This window comes from Paractinoplanes polyasparticus (assembly GCF_019710575.1).
Taxonomy (GTDB): domain Bacteria; phylum Actinomycetota; class Actinomycetes; order Mycobacteriales; family Micromonosporaceae; genus Actinoplanes; species Actinoplanes polyasparticus.
Genome location: NZ_JAHWFK010000052.1, coordinates 1 through 12,669 on the forward strand (window position 1 = coordinate 1; position 12,669 = coordinate 12,669).

Genomic DNA, 12,669 nt, shown 5'->3' on the forward strand with positions numbered 1-12,669 from the left:
GCGGACGAGGCGAACGCGACCACGACGAGCAGGGTGGCGGGGATCATCGCGATCAGGGCCAGACGCTTGGTGATCGAGGAACGCATCGACTGCCTTTCGGTAAGCGGTCCCGGTTGCTGCCGGGGCTCTCACCGTTCTTGTTCGACGCCTGCGCGGAAGAGTTGGTAGCTGGGCCGATGCCCTTCAGTTGCCAGTCGGTTCGCCGTCGCCGGGCGTCCTCGATGAGACCTACTGTCCGGTTTCGGTGGGCGTCCGCCGGGGCTTGGCGTCCGAGGTGATGCTCAGCCCCCGGAAGACCGGTCCCGCGCCCTCACGGCCGGCTCTGAGCTCCACCCGGTACTGCGCGTACCGCGAGCCACCCGTCACCCGGTCGTCCGGACGCACCGGGCGCCAGCCACTCCAGGACGCGCCGGGCGCCGACGTGCTGCCCGTGCGGACCTGAACGACCACGGAGGCGCCGGCGGGCGCACTGGCCTCATACGTCAGCCGGTCCCACGTCACCATCTGCCCGGCGTCGAGCACCCGCGACACCAGAGTTCCGCTGCGCCCGCTCGGCCGGACCCCCTCGCTCGTGACCACAACCTGGTTCTCCGCACCGGTCCGCCACTGGGCGGCCGTGTGATCGGCGACGCCCGCCGCCGAGGACACGAAGGTTGCCGGCGGCCGGCCCGGCGCGGGCCACACCGTCACGTTGCCCGCGGGATCGGTGCTTCGCACGCGGTAGTAGTAGGTGGTTCCCGGTTGGAGACCGGTCACCACGGCTCGGTGCTGACGGCCGCTCAGGTCGGCCGGCCACGCGTCCAGTTCCGCCGGGTCCACGCCGACGAGCACGGTGGCGGCGGCCGATTCGCCGGTGCTCCAGCTGATCCGGGCCGTGCCGTCCGCCCAGGGCAGCACCGACACGGCGGACGCCGCCGGCGCCTGGCTGTCCGGCGCTGACCTGGCAGGTGCGGCGGGAGCCTTGCGGGCGGCGGCGACAGCGCCGTATCCGGCCGCGTAGGCGCCCGGGGCGGCGGTGAACATCGCGTACTCGACGCCCTTGATCGTTGTGCGGGTGAACGGGACCGCCGTGCCCGCGCGGGTCAGCGTGGTCAGCGACCGGCCGCCCGTGCCTACGGTCGGCACCATCCCGGTCAGGCCGGTCGCGCCCGTGCCCACGTTCACGGTGAACGACAGGGTCGTGCCGGACCACGAGATCCCGGAGTACGACGAGGCGTTGCGCCCGTCGAGCCAGGTGAGCAGCTGGACCGCGCTGACCACCGGCACGCCCCGGCTCCGAGCCGACTCGAGCACCTGGTCGCTGTCGTACGTGGTGGTCAGGTCGGTGTGCATGTTGGCTGTGAAGGCCCCGTAGTAGCCCTCCGCACCCAGCGCGCGGTCGAGCAGCGTGTTGACGGTGAACGGGTAGCTCTGCCCCGACTCGTCGGTCATCTGCGTGGCCGCCTGGTAGATGTCCAGCAGCCCGCCCGTCTTGGCCGAGAAGCGCATCGGCATGCCGGAGCCGGTCATGAAGCCCGGCCGGTCGGCGACCCAACTGCCCGGCCAGTAGTAGTAGTTCGTGTCGAGCCGGATCCCGCCGGCCGCCTCGGCCGACGCCTGTGAGGACCAGTCGGACCACACGATGCAGTGGGTGCGGTTGGTGGCGGGCGCCGCGAGGGAGCTGTACTTCGTACGCCAGGTCGTCAGCTGACTCGTGAGCGTGCTCGCGATCGAGGTGGCCGTGTAGTTGGAGCAGCCCGTGCTGAGGTGCAGCCCGATCTCGAAACCCTGGGCCTGGTACGCCGCTGCCTGGCTGTTGCTCAGCGGCGTGTCCGGGAAGACGTAGGAGGTGAAGCGGTTGCACTGCCAGGCCGCGACATCACAGCCGGCCACGCTGTTCGCGGCGTACTGGTTGAACCGGCCCGCCGTTCCCCCGGTGGCGTGGTCGTCGCCGGTGCCCACCACCACCGCCTTGAGACTGCGCGGGAAGTACCAGAACTTCGGCAGGGGCTTGCGATCCAGGTTCATCGCGCCGATCAGGTTGGCCAGCAGGCGTTGCTGTTCGTCGGCCTGGGGCACGGCCACCTTGGCCAGGTTGACCCAGTCGGGCGAGGAGCCGCCGAAGTAGAGGTCGTCGGAGCGGACCGGCCCGGAGCCGTCCCTGTCCTGCCCGTCCCAGGCCGGGTTGCCCTGCCGGGTGTGGACAAGCGACTGGGACAGGTCGAACGTGAACGCCGCGGCCTGTCCGCCCGCCGTGCCCACGTCGGCCAGGGTGACCGCCGGGTTGGTGGTGGCCGTGGTCGCGTTCGAGTAGAGCATGGCCACCGGCCGCGCTCCGGCCGGCGTCCACCGGTCGGCGGTGCCGTGGAACTGGATCGTCTGGTCGGTGATCCCGGCGCCGGGCGCGGCCGTCGTGTCGACCTTGAGGTAGCCCTCCGACAGCGTGCCCGTCGTGCTGGTCAGACCGAGCAGGCCCGCCAGCTGTTTGTCGGGCCGGAAGGCGACGAGGTTGCCGCCGCCGGACACCCAGGTGGTGAACATGGCGACCTGGGCCGCGGTCAGTGCCGTCGAGCCGAGCAGCACGACGTCGTACTGGCTCAGCGTCGCGGCTGTGACGGCGGGAAGCTCGGCCGTGGTGAACTCGTTGAGGCCCTCGGTGCGCAACACCTCGGCCAGGAACGGGGTGAAGCCGGCCCCGCTCGGCTTGATGACGAGGATCGGGCCGCCGGGGCCCTGGTCCGGTGGCGGCGGGGGCGGGGCGGCGGTCGAGAACGCCCAGGTTGCCGGGGCCATGAGGTTGCCCGCGGCGTCCCGGGCGCCGCTGACGGTGGCCGTGTATTCGCTGGAGTGGGCCAGCGCAGCCGACGGCGTGAAGGTCACTGTGCTGGTGCCCGCGTCGTAGGTTGTGACGCCGGCGACGCCGGTGAGCGCGACGGCCGCGCCGGTCACCGCTTCGCTGAACGTGGCGGTGACCTGGGCCGTGGTCGCGACGCCGGTGGCGCCGGCGCCCGGGGAGCGGGCGGACAGCACCGGCGGCGTGGTGTCGGCGGCCACGGTGTTGAAGACGACGTCGACCCAGTAGTTGGTGGCCTGGTAGGTGCCGGTGGGGAAGGCGCTGGCCCCGTACCGGTAAAGGCCGTTGCCGCTGTTGGCCGCGTTCGCCACGGCGGTCAGCGGGCCGCGGGAGACGGCAGCGGCCAGGCCGTTGGCCGTCGCGGAGTAGAAGCCGGTGTCGGTGTGGTACGAGGCGACGTAGGTGGTGTTGGCGGTGACCGCGACCGGGCTGGGCAGGGTGGCGGTCTGCCAGCCGGTCGCGGACTCACCGGTGAACGCCACCGTGCTGAGCCGGGTGCCGGTGTTCGTCCACAGGCCGCCGGTGTGCGTGCCGCTGTTGCCGCTGCCCTTGTAGAACTTGAGGCCGGTGATGAATCCGGCTGTGCTGGTGCGGAACCGTACGCCGAGCTCCACCGCGGAGTTGTCGGCCACGGCGGCTGTGGCCGGGGTGGCGGTCGGCGGCCAGATCGTGCAGGGGCAAGCACCGCCGGGCGCTGCGGTGGTGAAGTTCCAGGTGTACGGAACCATCGTGTTGCCCGCCGCGTCCCGGGCGCCGGTGACCGTGGCCGTGTAGGACGTCGAGGCGGCGAGCGGCGAGGACGGCGTGACGGTGAGGGTCCGGGACACCGCGTCGTACGAGGACGCCCCGGCCACACCGCCGACAGCGAGGACCGCCGAGCCCGCTTGGAGCGCCTCGCTGAACGTGGCGCTGACCGTGGTCGTCGTGGGCACGCCGGTGGCGCCGGAGGCGGGATTCGACGCGGAGACCGACGGCGGGGTGGTGTCCACGCCGTTGTCGGTGAACACGATGTCGACCCAGTAGTTGGCCGACATCCAGGTGTTGGCCGGGAAACCGCCGCCGGCGCCGTACCGGTAGACGCCGTTGCCACCGTCGTCGCCGTTCCGAAGCGCGTGCAGGGGCTCGTTGTCGACCCCGGCCGTCGCAAACGTGTTGTCGTCGGCCGCGTACCGGCCGTTGGGTGCGTAGTACGAGGCGACGTAGGTGGTGCCGGCGGCAATGGCCACCGGCGCCGCGAAGGTGGCAGTCTGCCAGCCGGTCGCCGTCTCGTTGGTGAACGTGGCGGTGCCCAGGTTGACCCCGGCCGCGCTCCACAGATGCCCGACGTGGGTGCCGGTGTTGCCGCTGCCCTTGTAGAAACGCACGGCAGTGACGAAGCCGTTGTTGTCCGAGCGGAACTTCACGCCCACCTCGACGGCCGCGGTGTCGGGCTCGGCCGGGTTGGCCGGCACGGCCGTCGAGGGCCAGATCGAGCACGGGCAGACGGCGGCCGCCGCGGCCTGCGGGGCGGTGAGGAACGTGGCCACCAGGGCCAGGCAGAGCGCGAGCAACAACGGGCGTCGGCGCATATGAGCCTCTCAGGAAGCCGGAGTGAACAGGACGTCGACCCAGTAGTTGCTCGCTTGCCACCCGGCGGAGGGGAAGCCGCCGCCGGTTCCGTAGCGGTAGACGCCGTTGACGCCGTCGACCCTGTCCCGCAGGGCGTGCAGCGTCCCGTTGTCCACGCCGGAGGTGGCGAAGTAACCGATATCGGCGGCGTACCGACCGGCGGGCGCGTAATAGGAGACGACGTACGTCGTGCCGGCGGTGATCGTCACCGGCGTGGCGAACGTCGCCGTCTGCCAGCCGGTCGCGGTCTCGCCGGTGAAGGTCACCGTGCCCAGGTTGGTTCCGGTCGCGCTCCACAGGCGGCCCACGTGCGTGCCGGTGTTGCCGCTGCCCTTGTAGAACCGCACCCCGGTCACCTGACCGCCCACGTCGGAGCGGAATTTCGTGCCCACCTCGACCGCGGCGGTGTCCGTGTCGGCGGGCGTGCCGGGCGTCGCGGCGGCGGCCCAGATCGAGCACGGGCAGCCGCTGGGGGTGCTCGCCGCGGTGGTGAACGACCAGGACGTCGTGGCCATGGCGTTGCCGGCTGCGTCCCGGGCGCCGCTGACCGTCACCGTGTACTGAGTCGAGGCGGCCAGGGGGGCCGAGGGCGTGAAGGTCGCCGTCGAGCTGCCGCTGTCGTAGGCAGTGGAGCCGGCTACGCCGTTGACCGCCACGACCGCGCCGCTGATCGGCTCGCTGAAGGTCGCGGCCACCGCAGCGGTGCGGGCCACGCCCGTGGCGCCTGGGGCGGGCGTACGGGTGACCACCGTGGGAGCGGTGGTGTCGGGTGCGCCGCCGCCGGGGCTGAACACCACGTCGACCCAGTAGTTGGCCGATTCCCAGGCCAAGGTGGGGAACCCGGTGCCGAACCGGTAGACGCCGTTCACGCCGTCGGCTCCGTCGCGCAGGGCGTGCAGCGGCTCGTTGTCGTAGCCCTGCGTCAGGAAGTAGTTCGTATCGGCGGCATAGCGGCCGTTCGGCGCGAAGTACGACACGACGTACGTCGTCCCGGCCGTGAGCGACACCGGCGTCGAGAGGTTGGCCTGCTGCCAGCCCGAGGCCGTCTCCCCGGTGAAGGTGACCGAGGCCAGCTGCGTGCCCGCGGCTGTCCACAGGCGGCCGACGTGGGTGCCGGTGTTGGCCGAGCTCTTGTAGAACCGGATCGCGGTGACCCGCCCGGCCACGTCGGCCCGGAACTTCGTGCCGACCTCGGTGCCGGCGGTGTCGGGGTCGGCGGCGACGGCCGGAGTGAGGCCCGAGCCCCAGATGCTGCACGGGCAGGACCGCGCCCCCACGGTGACGCCCGTGGTCGCGTCCGCGCCCACGTTGGCGCTGTCGTCGGCCGCTCGCACCCGGATGGTGGCCGGGCCACTGACGGTTGGATTCCAGGTGTACGTCCAACTGGCCCGGCCGGTGGCCGGGTGCCAGGAGGCGCCGCTGTCAGTGGAGATCTCGACGCCGCCGACCACCCCGCCGCCGGTGTCGGTGGCCGTGCCCGAGATGGTCACGGGCGAACCGGCCTGCACGCTCGCCCCGGCGGCGGGCGTGGTGATGACGGCGCTCGGCCCGGCGGTGTCGGTGGACGCCGTGGCGGCGGTCAGGCCGGCCTGCGGGGTGGCCGGTTGGGCGCCCATGTCGGCGAACAGGTTGACCGTGGCCTGCCGCATCGGGGTGCTGGCCGCTCCGGAGCCACGGTCGTAGGTGCTGTCGAGGCCCCACGACCACTGGACCGTGCCGGCGCCGAAGACCAGCGCCCCGCTGGGCGCGCGGTAGAGCGTCAGGTTGTGGGTGGCGCTGCCGGTGGCGTACGTCGAACCGTAGTCCTGCAGCACGTCGAGCCCACTGGCCGTGGTCGTGGAGAGCCGGATCAGCCCGCGGGGCCGGGCGCCGTTGTCCGCGTCGACGTCCCACTCGTAGCCGACCGTGCCGGTGCCGAGCGTGGCCGTGGCGCCGGCCGCCTGGGCGGCCACGGTGGTGCCGCGCCAGAGCCGCATCTTGCCGTCCGCTGCCGGCACCCGCAGGTTCACCGTACCGGCGTTGACCTTGAAGGCCGTGCCGGTCAGCCCGTTCTCGGGGCGGTTGCCGTCGGCCGGCGGGCTGAACCGCGGATCACGCCAGGTGCCGGTCCACTCCGCACTGGGGTCGATCTTGGCGTTGGCGTGAGTCTCCTTGTACGCGACCAGGGTGCGGTACGGCGTGCCGGAGCCGTCGATCGAGGACTCCCAGCGGGTCTTCCAGAACACCTCGTTGCCGCTGAAGAACGCGAGGTGCACGCCGGCGTCCCGGGCCGCCTCCACGTTGGCTCGCTGCCGCCCCGACCAGTACTCGTCGTGGCCGACCGAGAGGAACGCCCGATGGTTGGTCAGCAGCGGGCCACGGGCGTCGGTGTCGACCCCGGAGATGTAGCTGACGTCGTAGCCGTTGGCCTCCAGCCACCGGACCATCGGGTACTCGGCGTTGAAGACCGAGTCCTCCGAGCCGGTGCCGCGGGTGGTGACGGGCCGGTTGTAGCTCACCTTGTAGGCCCGCCCGGCCGGCGACCCGGCGTAGAGGCTGTTGCCGCCGTACTGGTTGTAAGCCTGCCAGGTCGTGTCCGAGGTCTGGAAGACCAGGTCGGACCGGCCCGCGTCGTCGCGGACGACGAAGACGACGTGGCTCGCCCCGGAGGTGCCGTCGGTGCGGACCAGCCGGGCGAAGTAGATCCCGGAGACGGCCGTGGCCGGCACGGTCCACGACGCCGAGACAGCCCAGTTGCCGCAGTCGACCAGCCCGGTCGTGGGGGCGGTGAGGCACTCGGGCTGGGTCTGCCGGCCGACCGGGTTCACGGTCGTGATCAGGCGCGCCCCGGCGCCGCCGTAGTAGCCCATCCGGTAGATGTCGAGCCGGTACGAGGCCGCCGTCGTCCTCACCTTGAAGCGCTGCGTCCCGCCGGCGTTCACGCTCATGTCGGTGGCGAAGCCCTGAATCGCCGCGCTGCCCGAGCCGGCCACGTCCCAGGTCGAGGACGGGGTGCCGGGCTTGCTGTTCTCGCACGCGACCGGATTGGCGAGCGGGGCGCAGGGATCGGCCGCCGCAGCCGCGGACGGCGCCAGCAGGCCGGCCGCAACCAGGACGAGGGCGAGCAGCGGGCGCAACGACTTGGGCATGGTGTACCGCCTCACATGGCAGTCGGGGTTTCCTCGAGCAGGACGCTGTGCGGCGGACGGGGTTCGTCGACCTCGGGCCAACCGGCCCGCCAGGTGCGGCGCTCCCGCCAGATGACCGTCCAGTCGGCGCTGCGGGACCGGCCCCGGCCGAGCACGGTCGTGCCGACCGCGCGCAGGCCGACGCCGGCTGTCAGCAGGCCGAGGCCCACCCGCGCCCTGGTGGGCGACCAGTGCCGGCGTACGTACGTCGCCTTGCCCCGCAGGATCTTGATGCGCTGACCCTCGGAGCTGGACGACGCGCCGCCGACATGGATGACGGAGGCGCTCGGCACCACGACCGGACGAGCGCCCAGCGCCGCGGCCCGGGCGCAGAGGTCGATGTCGTCGCTGTACAGGAAGTAGATCGGGTCGAACCCGCCGAGGCGGTCGAACAGGTCGCGCTCGACGAGCATGCAGCAGCCCGAGACCGCCGGCACCTCGCGGACGCTCTTCCGGTCGTACCCGGGAAGCCTTTCGGGGTTGAACCACCCGATCACCGAGCCGAGCCCGGTGGCGAAGCCGACGTAGCTGCGCAGGCTGGGCAGACCCCAGCAGCAGTACATGTCGTCGGTGCCGTCGGCGTGCAGCGTGCGGCCGGTGTAGATGCCGTGATGCGGGTGCTGCCGGGCGAAGCGGAAGAGCTCGTCGACCGGATGGCCGACAGGCGCGGCGTCCGGGTTGAGCAGTAGGACATAGCGGCCGCGACTCGCGACCACGCCCCGGTTGACGCCCCGGCCCCAGCCGACGTTCTCGGTCAGCCGCACCAGCCGGACTTCCGGAAAGGCTTCGGCGATGGCGTCCGCCGAGTCGTCGGCCGACGCGTTGTCGACCACTGTCACGTCGAAGTCGACCGCGCCGGTGCGGCTGTCGATCAACTTCTTCAGCCCGTCCAGCGTGAGCTCACGGGTGTTGTACGAGACGATGACGACGGAGAGGTCGGGGCGGCTCATCGCGATCCCTCCGAGCGGCGGCGAAGGCCCTCCCGGGCGGCGGCGACGAGCAGCCGGGCCGCGAACGGCGCGTCGTCGACGAGGTAGCGGCGCATCAGCCGGCGCGGTTCGAGGGCCAGGCGGTGCACCCATTCCAGCCCGCTGCGCTGCATCCACCCGGGGGCGCGGGAGTGGACACCCGCCACGAAGCCGATCGCCGCGCCGCAGCCCAGGAACCAGGTCTGCGGCAGACGGCGCCGGAGCCGGGCGATGACCCTTTCCTGCTTGGGGAAGCCGAAGCCGACGAAGACCAGGTCGGGGGCGGCGCCGACGACCTCGTCGCACACCGCGGCGTACTCCTGTTCGCGGGTGTCGAAGCCGAGGGACGGACTGAGGCAGCCGGCGATCTTGAGAGCCGGCAACCGGTCGCGCAGGACCTCCGCCGCCCGGGTGGCCGTGCCCGGCTCGCCACCCAGCAGGTGGACCGACCGGCCGGCGCCGGCCATCGCGGCCGACAGGCTCCAGATCAGATCGGCCCCGGCCACCCGCGCGGGCAGCGGATCACCGGCCAGCCGGCTGGCCCAGATGAGCGGCTTGCCGTCCGCGACAACGAGGGACGATGCCCGTACATGGGCCCGTGAATCCGCATCCCGCACGACACGGTGGAGAATGTCCACATTGGGAGTGACGATCTGTCCGCCATCGCCGTCCGCCAATTCCTCCAGAACTCGCGCAACCACCTCATCCTCGGTCAACCGATCAAATTGGACGCCGGCCAACGTTATCCGATTTGCTGGCGTCACAACGGTTTTGGGGACCATCTGAGAGTCCGTCACACCGTGGAACCTATCGGCCCATCCGAAGTGGACAAGCCCTCGAACGGCCGTCGGCACTGTCGACAATGGGATAGCAACTCGTCCATTCGACCGGTTGTTGAGAAACGGTCCGGCCGGAAGCATCCGTGGTGTGCGAATAAGCGTCGTCATGCCCGCCTTCAACGAGGAAATAGGCATCAGCACCACGTTGCGCGCATTGACCGAAAGTCCGGATTTCGGCCCCGACATCGAGATTCTGGTCGCCGCCAACGGTTGCACCGACCGCACGGCCGAGGTGGCCCGCGCGTTCGGCGTCCGGGTCCTCGAGATCGCCACGCCTTCGAAGACGGCGGCCCTCAACGCGGCCGACGACGTCGCGACGGGCGAGGTGCGCGTCTACGCGGACGCCGACGTAACGGCCGATGCAGCCCTGCTGCGTCGGCTCGCCGACGCAGTCAACCGCCCCGGCATCGAAGCGGCCGTGCCGCGGCCGGCCGTGGACGCCTCGGCCAGCAGCTGGCCGGTGCGCGCCTTCTACGCGGTCAACACCCGGCTGCCGATCTTCCGCGGACGGCTGTTCGGGCGGGGTGTCATCGCCGTGTCGGCACGGGCCCGGGCACGGTTCGACCGGTTCCCCGAGATCACCGCCGACGACATGTTCCTCGATGCGGTGGTGGCGCCGGCCGAGAAGACCGAGATCGACGTTCCCGTACGCGTCATCGCCCCCCGCACGACAAGCGACCTGATCCGGCGGGTGGCCCGCGCCCGCGACGGCAACTCCGAGTTCGAGTGCTACCTGCGGGCTCACCCCGGCGTCGTCGCCGCGCCGGCCGAGGCGGATGCGACGTCGTGGCTGCGCGATGTGGTGGTGCGGCGGCCGTGGCTGCTGCCCGCCGCCGTCGTCTACGTCGCCGTGGTGCTGCTGGCCGAGCGCAAGCGCCGGTCGCCGTCGTGGGACGTGCGCTCCGGGTGGGGGCGCCCGGCCGAGACCGTACGCGTGCCCGCACCCCGCTCCCCCGCCGACGACACCGACAAGGTTGTGCCATGAGACGCAGGCTCGTCCTGACCCTGCTGACCACGCTGACCCTCACGGCCGCGTGCACGACCGGGGACGATCCGGTCGAACCGGCGGTGGCCGCGACCGAGCCGAACGCCGCGGCCGCCGAGTCCGGCGCGCTCGCCATGACGCGCGTGCCCTGGGAGGGCGGCCCGAGCTATTACGCGAAGTTCGGCAAGGCCAAGACGGCCGGCTGGGACGACCCGAAGTTCTTCCCGCTCGGCGTCTGGTACGAGAGCGTCCAGGATCCCGCGGACATCGCCCAGGACAAGGCGGCCGGGCTCAACACGTACGTCATGCTGACCAGCACCTCGAACATGGACCTGGTCGAGAGCGGCGGCATGCACGCGATGACCGAGATCCGCAAGGACGCCGGCGCCGAGACCACCGCCTGGCTCCTCAACGACGAGGTCGACATGTGGGGCGGCCCGGGCGATGGCGTCTGGAGCGGCAAGTATCCGGGCGAGGGCGAGATCTGCACCCGGGGCAAGTCGTGCGGCTTCGACGTCATGAAGCAGCTGGCGGGCCGGTTGCCGGCCAACGACGGGCGCCTGCGCTACGCCAACTTCGGTAAGGGCGTGATGTTCTGGCAGAGCGACGACGAAGCCGCCAGATTCGTCAACGACTACACGACCGCGGTGTCCAACGACATCTACTGGTACACCGATCCCAACGTCTGCACGTCGAGCTCCGAAGGCGCCCGGCTCGGCGTCAAGAAGGACAACTGCCGCCGGGCGGCCAACTACGGGCTCACCATGGACCGGATGCGCGGCCTCGACGCGGCCGACGGCAAACTGCAGCCGGTGTACGCCTTCGTCGAGGTCGGACACCCGTTCAGCGAGGCCGACGCGCCCACCATCACGGCCGACCAGATCGCCGGCGCGGTCGTCAGCTCCCTGATCCACGAGGCTCGCGGCATCCTCTACTTCAACCACAACTTCGGCGGGCCCTGCATCTCCCAGCACGTGTTGCGCGACGGCTGCGGCAAGGCGGTGCGGCCCGGGGTGACCGAGCTGAACCGCCGGATCACCGGCCTGGCCGAGGTGCTCAACACCCAGTCGTACCGCTGGGACTTCGACACCGACCTCGACACCATGCTCAAGGCGCACGACGGGTCGTACTACGTCTTCGCCATGCCCGGCCGCTCCGGCGGCACCGGCCGGCAGACGCTGTCGTTGCCGACCGAGCTGGCGGCGGCCTCGGCCGAGGTGCTGTTCGAGAACCGTTCGGTGCCCGTTCAGGGCGGGTCCATCACGGACACGTTCGAGAAGGAGTTCTCATATCACATCTACCGAATCACACCCTGACGGCCGATGGCCGGGCAACCGTTCGCAGCCTTGCGGTGACCGCGGGCGGGCGAAGACACTGAACCAGTCACGGGGGCACACAGTGGGCAGACCGCCTTCCTCGCGTGACCGTGGCGAGAGGACGGTAGTGGACTTCTGGGACCTCACCAAGCTGTTGTTCCGGCGTTGGTACATCTCCGGGCCCCTGCTGCTGTTCACCGTCGCGGGCACGCTGATGGCCGCCTCGCGTATCGAGCCCGACTACATCGCGACAAGCTACGTGCAGCTCGTTCCCCCCGCGGTGACGCCCCGCCTGACCGACAGCAAGGCGCCGCAGCCGAAGAATCCGTGGCTCGACCTCGGCGTCAGCTCGCTCGGCAAGGCCGGGATGCTGACCGTCCAGGACCAGAAGGTCGTCGAGGTGCTCGCCAAGGCCGGCTTCTCGGACGATTTCACGCTCGAGCTCGATCAGTCCCTGCCCATCGTCACGTTCGAGGTGATCGGGCACACCGACCGGCAGGCCTCCTCGACGGCCGAAGAGCTGATCAAGCGGTTCGAGGCCAGCGTCCGGGCCCTGCAGAACGAGTACGGAGCGCCCAAGGACCAGCTGGTCACCATCCGGCAGCTCGACCTGGGCGACAACGTGACCGAGTCGACGTCGAAGGTCAAGCGCGCCCTGGTCGCGATCGGCGGCATCGGCCTGCTGCTCACCGTGGCCCTCACCATCGCGTTCGACGCGCTTCTCCGCCGGCGGAAGCCGCGCGAACCGGTCGCGGCACCCGAGCCCGCCGCGTCACCTGCGCCTGATCCCGTCGTTCCGCTCAACGGGCATGCCGTGGTCAACCGGCAGGTCGATGTGCCACGGCCCCGCAGCAAGTCGGCCGATGAAACCCAGGCCATCGTGATCGGCGAGGACCGTACGGTGCGGCTGCGGCCGAACCAACGGACCCCGGACGACAAGGGGTAAGCCCTCT

The 12,669-nt window shown here is 71.2% G+C and carries 7 protein-coding genes; 3 read left to right on the forward strand and 4 right to left on the reverse strand.

Features of this window, described 5'->3' with window-relative positions; translation table 11 throughout:
- Positions 1-228: 228 nt before the first annotated feature.
- Genes KXC43_RS40825 through KXC43_RS40840 form a run of 4 tightly spaced genes read right to left on the reverse strand, consistent with a single transcriptional unit; the run spans position 229 to position 9,358 of the window.
- Entirely contained in the window at positions 229-4,401 is a 4,173-nt protein-coding gene (locus KXC43_RS40825) for a DUF4082 domain-containing protein (RefSeq protein ID WP_221381626.1), read from the reverse strand.
- A gap of 9 nt (positions 4,402-4,410) precedes the next feature.
- A complete protein-coding gene (locus tag KXC43_RS40830; protein ID WP_221381627.1) occupies positions 4,411-7,569 on the reverse strand; it encodes a N,N-dimethylformamidase beta subunit family domain-containing protein in 3,159 nt (1,052 codons plus the stop codon).
- A gap of 11 nt (positions 7,570-7,580) precedes the next feature.
- On the reverse strand, positions 7,581-8,558 hold the full coding sequence (locus KXC43_RS40835; RefSeq protein ID WP_221381628.1) for a glycosyltransferase family 2 protein: 978 nt from the start codon (positions 8,556-8,558) through the stop codon (positions 7,581-7,583).
- The gene (locus tag KXC43_RS40840; protein WP_221381718.1) at positions 8,555-9,358 is read right to left on the reverse strand and encodes a WecB/TagA/CpsF family glycosyltransferase; all 804 of its coding nucleotides are present in this window, start codon (positions 9,356-9,358) and stop codon (positions 8,555-8,557) included. Before KXC43_RS40840 ends, KXC43_RS40835 begins: the two co-directional genes overlap by 4 nt.
- 145 nt (positions 9,359-9,503) lie before the next feature.
- Here KXC43_RS40840 and KXC43_RS40845 point away from each other — a divergent pair, with 145 nt between their 5' ends.
- From KXC43_RS40845 to KXC43_RS40855, 3 genes are all read left to right on the forward strand, one after another.
- Positions 9,504-10,400: a glycosyltransferase family 2 protein gene (locus KXC43_RS40845; protein WP_221381629.1), complete on the forward strand. Its 897-nt coding sequence runs from the start codon at positions 9,504-9,506 to the stop codon at positions 10,398-10,400.
- Positions 10,397-11,716, forward strand: a complete 1,320-nt coding sequence (locus KXC43_RS40850) for a hypothetical protein (protein ID WP_221381630.1) — start codon at positions 10,397-10,399, stop codon at positions 11,714-11,716. Before KXC43_RS40845 ends, KXC43_RS40850 begins: the two co-directional genes overlap by 4 nt.
- Before the next feature lie 127 nt (positions 11,717-11,843).
- The gene (locus tag KXC43_RS40855; protein WP_221381631.1) at positions 11,844-12,662 is read left to right on the forward strand and encodes a hypothetical protein; all 819 of its coding nucleotides are present in this window, start codon (positions 11,844-11,846) and stop codon (positions 12,660-12,662) included.
- Positions 12,663-12,669: the final 7 nt, after the last annotated feature.